This window comes from Parvibaculum sp. (assembly GCF_049651025.1).
Classification (GTDB): domain Bacteria; phylum Pseudomonadota; class Alphaproteobacteria; order Parvibaculales; family Parvibaculaceae; genus Parvibaculum.
Genome location: NZ_JBASBH010000037.1, coordinates 43,074 through 57,723, shown reverse-complemented (window position 1 = coordinate 57,723; position 14,650 = coordinate 43,074). Strand labels below are relative to the sequence as shown.

Genomic DNA, 14,650 nt, shown 5'->3' with positions numbered 1-14,650 from the left:
TATCTCGCGTTGGAGAGCGTTGTGGCATCTATTCAGAACCGGACGGTGTGCGTCGTCGACGACGACGAAGCCGTTCGCGATTCAATGCGCGCCCTGCTCGAGTCCCACGGCATGATCGTGCGGGATTATGCGTCTGCACGCGCATTTCTGGCCGATGCAGACGACGCGCCGGTTGAATGTTTTCTGCTCGACCTTCACATGCCGGAAATGAGCGGCCTCGATCTCCTCGAAACGCTCCGGTTACGCCATATCGAAACGCCGGTCATCGTCATCACCGGGCGCAGCGACGTGACGCTGAGAGAGCGCGCCAGGCGCGCAGGCGTTCTTGCCTTCCTCGACAAGCCCGTCGATGAGGACGAGCTTATTCTTTCCATTTCGATGGCATTTCCAGACGCAAGGCCCTGATCGCCGGCGATGCAAACAGCTATGCCGCCGTGCCTGCGCTTTCAAAAAGCGCGCTGCTTGCCCGAAGCATCGTTTTCTTCGCCTGGGCGACAGACAGTCCCTGATCCAGCCTCAACCGCCGCCAGCTATCGAAACTCATCAACAGGTCCAGCGCCTCGAAAGTCGGCCCCGCCGGGCATTCCTTCAGGGAAAACACGTCACGCAATATCTTGCGTTGCATCGTGCCAAGACGGGCATGTTCATCGCGCAGGAATTCGGATCGATGCCGGTGGACATCGGCTGCGATCTTGAACGGCATCATTTTTTCAAAGACGCGGGCGCGCCGATCCACCAGTTCAGCCACAAGTTCGCGCCAATCGCCTTTCGGCAAGGGTGCCGCCGCTATCGGCATCAACTCGGTAGCCATCACTTCGGATATTTCGCGATAAAGGCTGTCCATATCGTCGAAATGCCGGAAGACCGTGCGCAAGCCCACATTGGCCTGCGCCGCGACCTCTTCCGCGCTTGGCGAAAGATTGCCCTCGCCTATCTGGCTGAGCATCGCCTCGACGATCCGGCGACGGCTTTCCTCGCCGCGCGCGCGGCGGCCATCCGATGGTTTCTCAGTCTTTTCAATCTGCGCCATTACGCTTCCAGAGCCAGAATTCCCGTGCAGTTATGACGCTTAACAGCAGGAAAGAAAACACCGCTCCATATTGCCCCGGCACAACGACCGGAAGCGGCTTCCAGACAAGGAAGAGGAACAGGCCCAGCGCCATTCCGACCAGATGGATGACCAGAAGCGGGCGCACCATCGCCCTGTGCCGGGCGATGACGTAAAGGTCGAGAATGCCGAGCGTAATTTGCCCCGCGCCGACAGCCGCGATGAAGAAGACGATGGTCTGGCGTGCGGTGGAAAGATCCAGCCCGGCAATCGAAGTCAGCCCGCCATCGGGCGCAAAGAAATGGATCGAGCCGCGCGCGAGATTGATCACTCCAAGCAGGCCGATGGCGAGAATGGCCAGTTTCGACGGGGCGGTTCGATCCATGATGTGTTTCCGTATCGTTGCTAGATTTCGGGACGCAATGTCGAGCGGATGAGAATCTGGCCCGCAAGCCCGGCTTCGCGATCCACGCCCGCTTCCATGACCTCCGGCGAGGTGGCGATGGCGAAAAACTCCGCGGCGGAGGGATATTCGACCATCGCAACGACGTCCCACATGTCTTCGACTTCGCCTATCACCACCCTGTTCAGCTCCGCCGAAATCAGGAAGCGCCCGCCTCTCGCCGTGACGATCGTCTGCATTTTCTCGCCATAGCGCATATAGGCTTCGCGGCCGCTGATCTTTTCCGCGCGGCCATCCTTGTATTCGGCGACATCGCGGAATTTCAGCAGGTTCAGCATGACGATGGGCGAGGGATCTTTCGACCCGGCAAGTTCCATCAGCTTTTCTTGCGTCGGGTAGACGGCAATTTCGTAGTTCATTGCGATTTCTCCCTCAGGATGTTTTGCGGATAAAGCCATCGATCAGGTCGACCAGTTCGCCGGGCTTGTCTTCCTGCAGAAAATGGCCGCCGCCTGCAATTGTCACATGCGCCTGGCCCTTCGCACCGGGGACACGCTCGTGGAAAACGCGCTCGCCGCCCTTGGATACGGGGTCGCCATCGCTGAATGCCGTGAGAACCGGCTTGTCGAAGCGTTCAAGCACTTTCCACGCCGCCTTGTTCTCAGCCACGGAGGCATGTTCCGGCGTGATCGGCACAAGCGTCGGAAACTGCCGCGCGCAGGCCTTGTAGCTTTCGTCGGGAAAGGGCGCGTCATAGGCGGCCTTTTCGGCGGCACTCAATCCACGCACAGTTCCCATACTGACGATTTCGCCGACCGGGAGCACCGACACGCTCTGGCTGAAATCGAGCCATTGCTTGAAGCCTTCGCTCCAGCCCGTGCCGATGGGAAGGCCGGTATTGGCGACGACGATGCGCGCGAAACGTTCGGGGAAAGCGGCAACAAGGCGCAAACCGATCAAACCGCCCCAGTCCTGGCAAAACAGCGTGATGCCGGTGAGGTCCATGGCGAGCAGCCACTCGCTCATCCATTTCACATGGCGCTCATAAGTATAGTCGGATTGTTCGGACGGCTTGTCCGACTTGCCAAAGCCGATGAGATCGGGCGCGACAACGCGATGGCCCTTGCCCGCAAGCCCCGTAATCATGTGGCGATAAAGATATGACCATGACGGTTCGCCATGCATCAGCAGCACGGGCGCTGCATCTCTCGGACCTTCGTCCACCGTGTGAAGACGCAAGAGCTGGCCGCCATCTGCCTTGATTTCGGTCCAATGCGGCGCGAATGGATAGTCGGCAATGCCGGCGAAACGCTCATCGGGCGTTCTCAACACTTTCATAATCACCTCTCCCTGATGCCATGCCCTCTTTCCATGTATTGACACTAATAGTGTCACTATATAGATTTGTGTCAAGAGCGATGGAGGGGATCGAAGATGAGGCAATTCATCCGACGGAGAGCGACTTCTCTTCTGACAGGGCGCGCGCTCCGCAATACGCGCCGTTTCATCCACACGCTGAAGCGCAAGGCGCGCGGCACGCGGCCAACCGTTCATTACTTCCATCAGCCTGACGACCCTTACAGCCATGTTGCTGCGCAGGTGTTGCAGTCATTGCAGCAACGATATGACATCGACCTCGTCCCGTGGATCGTTTCCGCGCCAGACGATGCCGCCGCGCCGGAGCGCGAAAAGCTGCGCCACTACGCATTGAGAGATGCCGCCCGGCTTGCGACTGAATATGGCCTCGAATTTCCCACAGGCGCGACGCTGCCCGATGCGAGCCTCGCTCTGGCTTGCGCGAGAGTTCTTGTGGCGGCACAAGGCGGCAAGAAATTCACCGAGGTAGCACCGGCGGCTGGCAAGGCGCTCTGGGCGCGCGACGTCAAAGCGCTCAACGCGATTGCGACGAGCCAGGGCGAGGCCTCGGCCACCGTCACTCAGGCGGCTACCGCCAATGGCGACAGGCAGCGCAAACGCCTCGGCCATTATCTCAGCGCGATGTTCTATTTCGAGGGCGAGTGGTATTGGGGCGTCGACCGCCTGAACCATCTTGAAGAGCGGCTCGCAAAGCTCGGGCTTGATAAGGCGCCTGCCGGAACCGCGCCCATCGCGCCCTATCGCGACATGAAGCTCGGACCACGCGCCGCCAACGGCGTGCGCCCGGTCATCGAATACTGGTTTTCCTTTCGCAGCCCCTATTCGTGGATTTCCTTTCCGCGCATGCGTCGCCTCGCAACGCATTACGATTGCGAATTGCAGTTGCGGTTCATCCTTCCGATGGTGATGCGCGGCCTTCCCGTGCCACTGGTCAAGCGGCTCTACATTATTCTCGACACGAAGCGAGAGGCGGAGCGTGCGGGGCTGCCATTTGGCACCATCATCGATCCGGTGGGTGCTGGCGCGGCGCGCGCTCTTGCCGTGCTGCATCATGCAATCAGGCTCGGACGCGGCGAGGATTTTGCCGAACTCGGCCTGCGCGCGGCCTTTGCCGATGGCATCGAGATCGCCTCCGACAAGGGAATGTTCGATGTCGCCAGACGGGCCGACCTCGGCGCCGATGGTGTGCGCGCGGCCCTGACCGATGAAAGCTGGCGGGACATTGCCGAAGAAAACCGGGTGGCGCTATTCGATGCAGGCCTATGGGGCGCGCCCTCTTTCCGCGTCAACGGCAGGCCCGCGCATTGGGGGCAGGATCGTTTCTGGGCGCTGGAGCAAGATATTCTCGATGTGATTGACGGCCGCAATGCCTGAAAGGACTGCCTCATGAGCAACTCAAAATCAGGCCTCATCGCTCCGTCGCGACGCCATGTGCTTGGCGGGGGCATTGCCGCATTGGCGGCAACGGCTGCCAGTCGCGCGATCGGCGCGCCTGCCATCGGGAAGGCAAAGCGGCCAAATATTCTCTTTGTAATGACGGATCAGGAGCGCTCGGCAAGCTGCCTGCCGTCCGGCCTCGATCTTCCTGCGCATGACTGGATGCAGGAGCGCGGCACCTTCTTCAGCAAATACAACGTCAATACGACGCCCTGCTCGCCGTCGCGGTCCACCATCTATTTCGGTCGCCACACGCAGCAGACCGGCATGGTTGTGAACGAAGGCGCGCCGCCCTTTCCCAAGCTCAACGGCAAGCTGCGCTCCATCGGCCACCATCTGCGCGATCTCGGCTACTACACCGCCTATAAGGGCAAATGGCATTTGAGCGACATGCCGTATGCGGCGCAGCTCGGCTATGGTCCCTATGCGAAGACCGACAAGTCGCTCGAAGCGTTCAGTTTCAGCGATTACAACATCGACGGCGATCCGCATGGCAAGGTCTGGGACGGCTATCGCTATGACGGCCCGACAGTCAGTTCCGCAATCCAGTGGCTCGACGAAGTGCCGCGCAAGTTGCCGGAGAACCAGCCGTGGTTCCTCGCCGTCAACATCGTCAATCCGCACGACATCTGCTTTTTTGAATCCTGGGACGGCCAGACCGCGACGCGCGGCAATCCCGATGCGCTATCGCCTCTGGCGCCTGCGCCCGCAAGCGACATTTACGACAAGGACTGGAGCCACATTCCGCTGCCCAAGAGCTTTCATCACACGCCGGATGAAAACGAACCTTGGGCGGTGCGTTCCTATCGCGAAGTCTGCGACGTCACCTATGGCAAGCTACCCGATGACGAAGCCATATGGCGCAAGAACCAGAGCTATTATTTCAACTGCATGCGCGACGCGAGCTACAAGATCCGTCGCCTCTTCTCCGCGCTGGAAACGCTGGGCCTCGCCGACAATACCATCGTCGTCTATACCGCCGATCACGGCGAGATGGCGGGCGCGCAACGCCTGCGGCAGAAGGGGCCGGTGATCTTCAAGGAGAACGTCGCCGTTCCGCTCTATATCAGCCACCCCGATGCGCGCACGTCACGCGTGGTCGAAAGCCTCGGCAACACGGTCGATCTTCTGCCGACGCTTTATGAATTTGCAGGCGGCAAGCTCGCCGATCTTCAGGACCCGCTGGGCAAGCTTCCCGGCGTGAGCCTTGCGGCTGCGATCACCGGCGGCAAGACCGAGCGCGATACGCGCGGCGCCTTCTACAATTACGGCGTGCCTTTCTATATCGATCCGCAGATGATCGAAGGCATGATGCGCAATGGCAGCACGCCGGGCATCGCCTCGATGTTCAAGCAGTCGCTGAAGCTCGGCCAGTTCGGCCCGTCGCGAACCAATCGCGGCCTGCATCGCGGCGTCTTTGACGGGCGCTACAAATTCGCGCGCTTCTTCGGTCTGGGCGAGCATCATATTCCCCGCGATTGGGAAACGCTGCTCGCGCATAACGACCTTGCGCTTTACGACACGGAAACCGACCCCGATGAGGTCGACAATCTGGCGCTGAAGCCGGAGGCGCATCGCGACCTCATCATGCGTCTCAACGCCCAGACGACGGCGCTGATCGAGACGGAGGTCGGGCATGATGACGGGCGGGAATTTGTCGGCCCCACATGGCTCTATGAGCTTTGAGGCCGACAGGTTTCCTCTGATTTCCGGTCGCCTTACGCGTCCATCAACAGCACGACCTTGACGCAATCGCCGTGATGCTGCTCGGCGATGGCGCGATTGATTTCGGAAAAGGGATAGGTGCGGATCAGCCTGTCGAAGGGGAAACGCCCGGCCTTATAGAGATCCATCATCTGCGGGATAAAGACATCCGGCTCGCTGTCGCCCTCGATGATGCCTTTGATCGTATGGCCGAAAGTCATCACGGTCGTCATATCGCCCGGCACAGGCGTTCCGGGCGGGCTGATGCCGACGATGCCGAATGTGCCATGCGGCGCAAGGCAGCCCATCGTCGCCTGTTGCAGCGGCGGGATGCCGGTCGTGTCGAAGGCATAGTCGACGCCATGCGGCAGGATCGCACGCAGCGCGGCGATGAGATCCGGTGCCGTAGCAGGATCGATCACATGAGTTGCGCCGAGTTCTATCGCAAGCTTGCGCCGCACCTCATGCGGCTCCAGAACGATGATGGTGGAGCAGCCCTGAATGACCGCACCCATCACCGCGCTCAGACCTACCGCACCGCCGCCAAGTATGAGCAGCGAGCTTCCAGGCTTGCAGGCCAGTGAGCGCATGATGCCGCCCGCGCCCGTCTGCACGCCGCAGCCGAGCGGGCCGACCAGTTCCAGCGGCACGTCATCTGGCACTTTCACGACGTTGCGCTCATAGGTCAGGCAATAGGTTGCGAATGAGGACTGGCCGAAGAAGTTGCTCGCCAATTGTTCGCCGCCGCTGCCGCGCAGCGCCTTGGTGCCATCGGGGCGCATGCCGATATAGTTGAGCATGGGCATGGTGAGGCAATAGGCAGGCTGGCCTTCCTTGCAACGCACGCATTCGCCGCAAGAGCGGAATGAAATCGCCACACGGTCGCCGGGCTTCACCTTGGTGACGGAGACCCCGACCTTGTCGACAATGCCCGATCCCTCATGGCCGAGGACAGCAGGCAGGCCGCCGATCGCGCCGGTCTTTGCAACCATATCCGTGTGACAGAGACCGACGCCCACGACCTTCACGAGAATTTCATCGGCGCGCGGCTCATCAATATCGACAGCCTCGAAGCTGAAATCGGCCTGGCCTTCGCGCGCCACGGCTGCGGTAATTTTCATAAGCGCTCTCTCGTCAAGGAAGGAGATGGGGGATCGGAACCGACAGGATTCCGCAAACACAATATGGCGATCTTAGCCTTGGGCATCGTTCGTCAAAGAAGAATTTCGGCTCAGTGCGAGTGCACCGCGCAAAGATTGTCAGTCCGGTTTTGGCATCGCGTGAAAGGATCTGAAAAGAGACTGGATAGACGTAATGCCTGTATCGACGATCTCGAAGCGCGTCGTGTCTTCCAGCCAGTCGCGAAAAAGACCAAGGCACAAAGATGAAACGACCTGCGCGGCGACGCGCGGCTTCCAGTGTGATGCGAGCGTACCTTCCGCTTCGGCGATTTCGAAAGCGCGGACCAGCCTTTCGAACATGACGGCGTTCGTCTCGCGCTGATGCTGCGGGATATCGATGACAACATCGCATCGCAGCATCGAGATCGTGAAAACACGCTGGCGCTGCGGATCGTCGTGCAGCAACCGAAGACAGCCGACGCATGCCTCTTCCAGCGTGGTCAGCGCGTCTTTCGCATTGTCAGGGGAAATCCCCGCCACGACATCTTCCTGCGGAAAGCGCACCCGTTCGAGCATGGCGTCGAGCACGTCCGGCTTGTTCTTGAAATGCCAATAGACGGCGCCGCGCGTCACATTGGCGGCCTGGGCAATATCCGCAAGCGAAGTGGCCGGAACGCCTTTCGCAAAGAAAACACGCTCCGCCGCGTCGAGGATGTCCTCCCGCGTCCGCTCTGCCTCAGCTTTGGTTCGTCTTGCCATAAGTTCGACTATACCTCCCCGATCGCCCCTTGCATACATTCACGAACGTATGTATATATATCTCGCTCCCGAGGTGCCGGTTGTCAGCTTTCGAACTGACTCCCCCCATCGGCGCTTCGGGAGTTCACAGCTTTAGCGGCCCGGCGGCGCATCAAGCCACCCTTAAATTGCCGGCCTGTTTTTCAGGCCGCGTCAGTCATTGCCGCCGCTACGTCAAGACCCCGACGCCGTATACGGAAAGAGAATTCAATGCGCCCTCACTACAACGTCCTTCAAACGGGCGCCGCCTGCGCTTTCATCCTTTTTGGACTTGCGGCCTGCGGCGAAGGCGAAAGCGAACAGAACTTTCCACCTTCTGAAGTGAGCGTAGTCACGGTCGCGCCGACAGCCGTCACGCTGGTGAATGAATTGCCAGGACGCATCAGCGCAGTACGTGTCGCCGAGGTACGTGCGCGTGTTCCCGGCGTGGTGCTGGAGCGTTTGTTTACCGAAGGTGCGGATGTGAAGGCGGGAGACGTTCTCTACCGCATCAATCCCGCGCCCTTTCAGGCCGACGTCGATAGCGCGAAAGCGGCGCTTGCAAAAGCCGACGCCAATGCCGCCAAGGCGCGCGTTTTCGCACAGCGCTACAAGGACCTTGTCGCGGTCAACGCCGTCAGCAAGCAGGAATATGACGACGCGGCATCGTCGCTGAAGCAGGCGCAAGCCGATGTTGCCTCCGCAAAGGCAAACCTCGAACGCGCTGAACTCAATCTGGGATATGCAACAGTCCGCGCGCCCATTTCAGGCCGCATAGGCCGGGCGCTCGTGACCGAGGGCGCGCTTGTCAGCGCAACCGAAGCGACGCCGCTTGCAACGATCCAGCAACTTCAAATCGTCTATGCGGATTTCACCCAGTCGTCGGCACAATTGATGGCGCTTAAAAAAGCTTTCGCGCAAGACAGGCTGCAAAGCGTTGCGCCGAACGTCGCAAAGGTCACGCTCAAGCTCGATGACGGTTCGGATTACGGGCAGCCCGGTCAGCTTCTCTTTTCCGACGTCTCCGTCGATGAGAGCACCGGCGAGATCATGCTGCGCGCAGCATTTCCAAATCCCGACGAGCAACTTCTTCCCGGCATGTATGTGCGCGTGCGCCTCGAACAGGGCATCGACAAAAAGGCCTTCGTTGTGCCGCAGCAGGCCGTGCAATACGGGCCGAGCGGCACAAGCCATGTGCTGATCGTCGGCGATAAAAACCAGCTCGAGACGCGCCCGGTGAAAGTCGGTCATGCCCAGGGTCACAACTGGGTCATTACCGATGGTTTGCAGACGGGCGAGAAAGTGATCGTCGAGGGATTTCAGCAGGCCGCCATGCCCGGCGCCAGCGTCATTCCCGTGCCGTGGAAGCAAGAAGCCAGCGACGCGCCGGCCGCTCAACCTTCGCAGAGCGAATAAAGGGGTCGTCGGTTCATGCCTAATTTCTTTATCGACAGGCCGATCTTTGCCTGGGTCGTCGCGCTCTTCATCATCATTGCCGGTGTGCTCGCAATTCCGCAATTGCCGGTCGCGCAATATCCGAGCATCGCGCCGCCCTCCGTCAATATCATGACGAGCTATCCGGGCGCGTCAGCCGAGACGCTTTACGAGAGCGTCACGAAGGTCATCGAGAATGAGCTCAATGGCGCCGACGGCTTGATGTATTACGAGTCGCAGAGCGACGCCTATGGCATCGTCCAGATCAATGCGACCTTCGAGCCCGGCACGAACGAGGATCTTGCCGCCGTCGATGTGCAGAACCGCATCAAACGCGTCGAGCCGCGCCTGCCGCAGTCGGTCAGCCAGCAAGGCATTCAGGTCGAGAAGGCAAGCTCGAACTTCCTGCTCGTCGTCAGCCTGATTTCCACCGATGGCAGCTTCGACCAGATCGCACTGGGCGATTATCTGTCGCGCAATGTCATCAACGAAGTGCGCCGCGTTTCCGGCGTCGGCAAAGCGCAGCTTTTTGCGACCGAGCGCGCCATGCGCATCTGGATCGACCCCGACAAGCTCGCTTCGCTGAAACTGTCGGCGCAAGACGTTTCAAACGCCATCGCCACGCAGAATGCGCAGGTCGCGTCAGGCACCATCGGCGCGCAACCGAGCCTGCCGGGCCAGCAGATCGCCGCGACCGTCATCGTGCAAGGTCAGCTCACATCGCCGGAGGAGTTCGGCAATATCATTCTGCGGGCAAATCCGAACGGATCGACCGTGCGGCTGCACGATGTCGCGAAGATCGAAGTCGGCGGCCAGGACTATCAGTTTTCAGCGCGCCTGAACGGCAAGCCGAGCGCGGCAATCGGCGTGCAGCTTGCGCCCAAGGCCAATGCGCTGCAAACAGCCAATGCCATTCGCGCAAAGCTGGATGAGTTGCAGACGAATTTCCCGGCAGGCATCCAGTATGCCATCCCCTATGACACCTCGACCTTCGTCGCGCTGTCCATCAAACAGGTTGTTTACACACTGCTCGAAGCCGTCGCCCTTGTCTTCCTGGTGATGCTGCTTTTCCTGCAAAATATCCGCTACACGCTGATCCCGACCATCGTCGTGCCCATCTCGCTGCTCGGCACATTCGCCGTCATGGGCGCGATGGGTTTCTCGATCAACGTGCTGACGATGTTCGGCATGGTTCTCGTGATCGGCATCATTGTCGACGACGCGATCGTCGTTGTCGAAAATGTCGAACGCATCATGAGCGAGGAAGGATTATCGCCACGCGATGCCACGCGGAAAGCCATGGGGCAGATCACGGGCGCTGTCATCGGCATCACCGTCGTTCTCACATCGGTCTTCATTCCGATGGCTTTCTTCAGCGGCTCTGTCGGCGTGATCTATCAGCAGTTCTCGCTGTCCATGGTCGTCTCCGTTCTGTTCTCCGCCTTCCTAGCGCTCACGCTGACGCCGGCACTTTGCGCCACTCTGCTGAAGCCGGTCGAAGCGGGCCACCATCACGAGAAGACGGGATTTTTCGGCTGGTTCAACAGGGTTTTCAATCGCACCGCAACCAACTATGAAGGCGCTGTCGCCAATGTTCTGGCGCGCACGGGCCGCTACGCATTGGTCTATGTGGCGCTCGTCGCCGTTCTTGGCTTCCTTTATATGCGGCTTCCCACGTCCTTCCTGCCCGTCGAAGATCAGGGCTATCTGATCACCGACGTACAGCTTCCCTCTGAAGCCACCACCGGCAGAACGCTGGACGTCATGAAGCAGCTCGAAGCGCATTTCGAAACGCAGAAGGGCATCGCCAACGTCACCAGCATTCTCGGCTTCAGCTTTTCCGGCACAGGCCAGAATGCGGGACTTTCCTTCGTGACGTTCGACGACTGGTCGGAACGCGGCGCAGATGAATCCGCCGACGCCATCTCCGAAAATGCGAACGGCGCCTTCCAGAAAATCCGTGACGGCGTCGCTTTCGCAATCGTGCCGCCGCCGATACCCGAACTCGGCAATGCGACGGGCTTTTCCTTCCGGCTTCAGGATCGCGGCCAGCTCGGCCACAAGGCGCTGATGGAGGCGCGCAACCAGCTCGTAGGCCTCGCCAATGCAAGCCCCGTCCTGCATCAGGTGCGCGTCGAGGGACTTGAAGATGCGGCGCAACTCGAGCTTCAGATCGACCGGCAGAAAGCCAATGCGCTGGGCGTGAGCTTCGATGCGATCAACAGCGCCTTGTCCCTCTCGATCGGCACGGCCTATGTCAACGATTTCCCCAATAGCGGCCGCATGCAGCGCGTGATCGTGCAGGCGGAAGCCGCACAGCGCATGCAGGCGAACGATCTGCTGAAGCTCCGCGTGCGCAATGCGCGCGGCAAGATGGTGCCCTTCTCGTCCTTCGCGACGACCGCGTGGACGTCCGGCCCCATTCAGCTTGTCGGCTATAATGGCTATCCGACCGTGAAGATCGGCGGCAATGCGGCGTCCGGATACAGCACGGGCGAGGCCATGGCCGAAATGGAAAAGCTGATGACGAAGCTTCCCGTCGGCTTTGGCTATGAATGGACAGGTCAATCGCTGCAGGAAAAACTCTCCGGCGCGCAGGCGCCCGCCCTGCTCGCCCTGTCGATCCTCGCGGTCTTCCTCTGCTTGGCAGCTCTCTATGAAAGCTGGTCGATCCCGCTTGCGGTGTTGCTGGTCATCCCGCTTGGCGTGATCGGCGTCGTCCTCGGCGTCACGCTGCGCGACATGCCCGACGACGTCTATTTCAAGGTCGGGCTCATCACCATCATCGGCCTGTCGGCGAAGAACGCCATTCTGATCATCGAGTTTGCCAAGGACCTGCAGGCTCAGGGCAAAGGCCTTGTCGAGGCGGCGCTCGAGGCGGCGCGCTTGCGCTTCCGTCCGATCATCATGACATCTCTTGCCTTTATCCTCGGCGTCCTGCCGCTGGCGATTGCAAGCGGCGCAAGCTCTGCAAGCCAGCGCGCCATCGGCACCGGCGTGATGGGCGGCATGATCACTGCGACAGTGCTGGCGGTCTTTCTCGTTCCACTCTTCTTCGTGGTGGTCCGGCGCCTATTCTCGCGCAAAGGGGCGCAGTGACATGAACCGCTTATTCCCGATCGTCATTTCCGCCGTTTTGCTCGCGGGCTGCACAATGGCGCCCGACTATGAACGTCCAGCCTCTCCGGTTGCGGCAAGCTGGCCCGACAAGACACCGGATGCGCAAACGCAATCTGCCGCCGATATCGGCTGGAAAAGCTTTTTCGGCGATGCGCGGCTGCAGAAGCTGATCGAACTCGCGCTCGCCAATAATCGCGACTTGCGGATTTCCGTACTCAACATCGAGCAGGCGCGCGCTCAGTACCGGATTCAGAGAGCGGACCTTCTGCCCACTCTGGAAGGAACCGCGAATGCCACGCGCCAGCGCCTGCCGTCGGATCTTTCCGGCACGGGCCAATCAGGCATGGCGGACCAATATAGCGTCGGCCTTGGCGCGACGGCTTTCGAGCTCGATCTGTTCGGTCGCGTCCGCAGCCTGAAGGATTCGGCGCTGTCGCAATATCTCTCAACAGTGGAAGCGAGACGAAGCGCACAGATCAGCCTGATCGGTGAGCTTGCCAATGCCTATCTGGTGGAGAGAGCCGCCGACGAACAACTGGAACTCGTGCGCCGGACGCTTGCGACCCGCGAGACATCCTACGACCTCATCAAGCGGCGTTATGCATCCGGCATCTCGTCGGAACTCGACTTGCGCCAATCGGAAACGCTCGTGCAATCGGCGCGCGCCGATCTCGCCGGTTTTGAGCGCCAGCGCAAACAGGCGCGAAATGCCCTGGAGTTGCTCGTCGGGCAGCCACTGTCCGCCGATCTCCCGAAGGCGCAACCGCTGCACGCCCAGTCGCTGCTGGCAGATATTTCTGCCGGCCTGCCCTCGCAATTGATTGAACGCCGCCCCGACATTCTTGCCGCCGAACAAAAGCTTCAGGCGGAGAACGCAAATATCGGCGCGGCGCGAGCAGCTTTCTTTCCACGCATTTCGCTCACCGGCGCATTCGGCACAGCCAGCACGGAGCTTTCCGGCCTTTTCGGCGCCGGTTCCTCCACCTGGTCCTTCATGCCGCAAATCTCGCTGCCGATTTTCGACATGGGCCGGAATGCGGCGAGCCTCGATGTTGCAGAGGTGCGCAAGAATATCGCGGTCGCCGAATATGAGAAGACGATCCAGAGCGCTTTCCGCGAAGTGGCCGACGGACTTGCGGCCCGCGCCACGCTTGACGGCCAGATCAAGGCGCAGGAAGCCGCGGTCGATGCGTCGCGGCGCAGCTTCGAGCTTTCCGATTATCGCTATCGCAAGGGTATCGACAATTACCTGGCATTGCTCGACGCGCAGCGTTCGCTTTTCAGCGCCGAACAGCTTTTGATCCAGGCGCGTCTGTTGCGACTGACAAGTCTCGTCGATCTCTATCGCGCGCTTGGCGGCGGCTGGCTTGAGCATGACGCGGCGTTGGCCTCCGGCGAAATCCCGCAACCGTGAGCGAGGCCGCGGCCGCCGATAAGCACGCATTGTCACGTCCGGACGGAACTTGTTGATATTCCCGGCAGCCGGTCCTTAAATGGGCATAATGAATGCCTGTTTATGGAGTGGCGCAAAATGAACGCTTCTCAAGTCGCGGGGATTTCACGCCCTGACCTGATCGAGGGTCTGCCCGCCGGATTGACCGCGTATAAGCGCACGCCCGTCTTTGACGAACAGAGCCTGCCTGCCGGGTTGAAGCGCAGCCACAGCACCAAGGCAGGCGTCTGGGGTGTGATCCATATTATCAGCGGCGAACTTCTCTACAGAATAATCGAGCCCTTCAGCGAACGGCGCGTGGACGCCGCCTCGCCAAAGGTCGTTATTCAGCCTCAGGAACTTCACGAAGTCGCTCCACTGGGCGCGGTGCGCTTTTACGTGGAGTTTCACGCGATACGGGATGTTTCATCATGACGAAGGATGTCCAGATCAAGCGGGTATACGAAGCCCCCGACAAGAGCGACGGAACACGCGTGCTCATTGACCGTTTGTGGCCTAGGGGGCTCAAGCGGGAAGACGCAGCGCTCGATGCGTGGATGAAGGACGCCGCGCCGACCAACGAATTGCGGAAATGGTTCAACCACGATCCGGAAAAATGGGCGGAGTTTCAGCGTCGCTATGAAGCCGAATTGCGAGCGAACGAAGAAGCCGTTCGCGCCATATCGGAAAAAGCGGGCAAGTCGCGATTGACGCTTCTCTACAGCGCACATGACGAGAAGCACAATAACGCTGTCGTTCTGGCGCGCCTCATTCGCAAAATGCATTGATCGCGGCAG

Annotated in this window: 14 protein-coding genes; 8 read left to right on the top strand and 6 right to left on the bottom strand. The window is 60.3% G+C overall.

Translation table 11 applies throughout. The features are described from left to right. Positions 1-21 precede the first annotated feature (21 nt). Positions 22-405: a response regulator transcription factor gene (locus WA943_RS05195; protein WP_424468785.1), complete on the top strand. Its 384-nt coding sequence runs from the start codon at positions 22-24 to the stop codon at positions 403-405. 19 nt (positions 406-424) lie between these two features. Here WA943_RS05195 and WA943_RS05190 read toward each other — a convergent pair whose 3' ends face one another. The 4 genes from WA943_RS05190 to WA943_RS05175 are packed head-to-tail and all read right to left on the bottom strand — an operon-like array spanning position 425 to position 2,789. Beyond that, complete coding sequence (locus WA943_RS05190; protein WP_424468784.1) at positions 425-1,030, bottom strand: TetR/AcrR family transcriptional regulator; 606 nt, start codon at positions 1,028-1,030, stop codon at positions 425-427. Continuing rightward, a complete protein-coding gene (locus tag WA943_RS05185; RefSeq protein ID WP_424468783.1) occupies positions 1,017-1,433 on the bottom strand; it encodes a hypothetical protein in 417 nt (138 codons plus the stop codon). The genes WA943_RS05190 and WA943_RS05185 overlap by 14 nt, the downstream gene beginning before the upstream one ends. 20 nt (positions 1,434-1,453) lie before the next feature. Continuing rightward, positions 1,454-1,870, bottom strand: a complete 417-nt coding sequence (locus tag WA943_RS05180) for a DUF1330 domain-containing protein (RefSeq protein WP_424468782.1) — start codon at positions 1,868-1,870, stop codon at positions 1,454-1,456. 13 nt (positions 1,871-1,883) lie between these two features. After that, positions 1,884-2,789 carry a haloalkane dehalogenase gene (locus WA943_RS05175; protein WP_424468781.1) on the bottom strand — a complete coding sequence of 302 codons (906 nt, stop codon included), beginning with the start codon at positions 2,787-2,789 and terminating at the stop codon, positions 1,884-1,886. A 96-nt stretch (positions 2,790-2,885) separates the two neighbouring features. Here WA943_RS05175 and WA943_RS05170 point away from each other — a divergent pair, with 96 nt between their 5' ends. After that, the gene (locus tag WA943_RS05170; RefSeq protein ID WP_424468780.1) at positions 2,886-4,202 is read left to right on the top strand and encodes a DsbA family protein; all 1,317 of its coding nucleotides are present in this window, start codon (positions 2,886-2,888) and stop codon (positions 4,200-4,202) included. Between the two features lie 12 nt (positions 4,203-4,214). Continuing rightward, on the top strand, positions 4,215-5,951 hold the full coding sequence (locus tag WA943_RS05165) for a sulfatase-like hydrolase/transferase (protein ID WP_424468779.1): 1,737 nt from the start codon (positions 4,215-4,217) through the stop codon (positions 5,949-5,951). A gap of 32 nt (positions 5,952-5,983) precedes the next feature. Here the strand turns inward: WA943_RS05165 and WA943_RS05160 are convergent, their stop codons facing one another. Continuing rightward, complete coding sequence (locus tag WA943_RS05160; protein WP_424468778.1) at positions 5,984-7,090, bottom strand: NAD(P)-dependent alcohol dehydrogenase; 1,107 nt, start codon at positions 7,088-7,090, stop codon at positions 5,984-5,986. 138 nt (positions 7,091-7,228) lie between these two features. Next, positions 7,229-7,849 carry a TetR family transcriptional regulator gene (locus WA943_RS05155; RefSeq protein ID WP_424468777.1) on the bottom strand — a complete coding sequence of 207 codons (621 nt, stop codon included), beginning with the start codon at positions 7,847-7,849 and terminating at the stop codon, positions 7,229-7,231. 249 nt (positions 7,850-8,098) lie between these two features. Here WA943_RS05155 and WA943_RS05150 point away from each other — a divergent pair, with 249 nt between their 5' ends. The 5 genes from WA943_RS05150 to WA943_RS05130 all read left to right on the top strand — a co-directional run bounded on the left by WA943_RS05150 (position 8,099) and on the right by WA943_RS05130 (position 14,641). Next, positions 8,099-9,283, top strand: coding sequence for an efflux RND transporter periplasmic adaptor subunit (locus tag WA943_RS05150; protein ID WP_424468776.1), 1,185 nt, complete (start codon positions 8,099-8,101; stop codon positions 9,281-9,283). A 15-nt stretch (positions 9,284-9,298) separates the two neighbouring features. Beyond that, complete coding sequence (locus WA943_RS05145) at positions 9,299-12,400, top strand: efflux RND transporter permease subunit (protein ID WP_424468775.1); 3,102 nt, start codon at positions 9,299-9,301, stop codon at positions 12,398-12,400. 1 nt (position 12,401) lies between these two features. Next, a complete protein-coding gene (gene adeC, locus WA943_RS05140) occupies positions 12,402-13,835 on the top strand; it encodes an AdeC/AdeK/OprM family multidrug efflux complex outer membrane factor (RefSeq protein ID WP_424468774.1) in 1,434 nt (477 codons plus the stop codon). A 117-nt stretch (positions 13,836-13,952) separates the two neighbouring features. Next, positions 13,953-14,288: a DUF1971 domain-containing protein gene (locus tag WA943_RS05135; RefSeq protein WP_424468773.1), complete on the top strand. Its 336-nt coding sequence runs from the start codon at positions 13,953-13,955 to the stop codon at positions 14,286-14,288. Then, on the top strand, positions 14,285-14,641 hold the full coding sequence (locus WA943_RS05130) for a DUF488 domain-containing protein (RefSeq protein WP_424468772.1): 357 nt from the start codon (positions 14,285-14,287) through the stop codon (positions 14,639-14,641). Before WA943_RS05135 ends, WA943_RS05130 begins: the two co-directional genes overlap by 4 nt. Positions 14,642-14,650 lie beyond the last annotated feature (9 nt).

Coding starts and splice junctions, on each gene's coding strand:
- WA943_RS05190 (WP_424468784.1), bottom strand. CDS start 1,030: ATGGCGCAGATTGAAAAGACTGAGAAACCATCGGATGGCCGCCGCGCG.
- WA943_RS05185 (WP_424468783.1), bottom strand. CDS start 1,433: ATGGATCGAACCGCCCCGTCGAAACTGGCCATTCTCGCCATCGGCCTG.
- WA943_RS05180 (WP_424468782.1), bottom strand. CDS start 1,870: ATGAACTACGAAATTGCCGTCTACCCGACGCAAGAAAAGCTGATGGAA.
- WA943_RS05175 (WP_424468781.1), bottom strand. CDS start 2,789: ATGAAAGTGTTGAGAACGCCCGATGAGCGTTTCGCCGGCATTGCCGAC.
- WA943_RS05170 (WP_424468780.1), top strand. CDS start 2,886: ATGAGGCAATTCATCCGACGGAGAGCGACTTCTCTTCTGACAGGGCGC.
- WA943_RS05165 (WP_424468779.1), top strand. CDS start 4,215: ATGAGCAACTCAAAATCAGGCCTCATCGCTCCGTCGCGACGCCATGTG.
- WA943_RS05160 (WP_424468778.1), bottom strand. CDS start 7,090: ATGAAAATTACCGCAGCCGTGGCGCGCGAAGGCCAGGCCGATTTCAGC.
- WA943_RS05155 (WP_424468777.1), bottom strand. CDS start 7,849: ATGGCAAGACGAACCAAAGCTGAGGCAGAGCGGACGCGGGAGGACATC.
- WA943_RS05150 (WP_424468776.1), top strand. CDS start 8,099: ATGCGCCCTCACTACAACGTCCTTCAAACGGGCGCCGCCTGCGCTTTC.
- WA943_RS05145 (WP_424468775.1), top strand. CDS start 9,299: ATGCCTAATTTCTTTATCGACAGGCCGATCTTTGCCTGGGTCGTCGCG.
- adeC (WP_424468774.1), top strand. CDS start 12,402: ATGAACCGCTTATTCCCGATCGTCATTTCCGCCGTTTTGCTCGCGGGC.
- WA943_RS05135 (WP_424468773.1), top strand. CDS start 13,953: ATGAACGCTTCTCAAGTCGCGGGGATTTCACGCCCTGACCTGATCGAG.
- WA943_RS05130 (WP_424468772.1), top strand. CDS start 14,285: ATGACGAAGGATGTCCAGATCAAGCGGGTATACGAAGCCCCCGACAAG.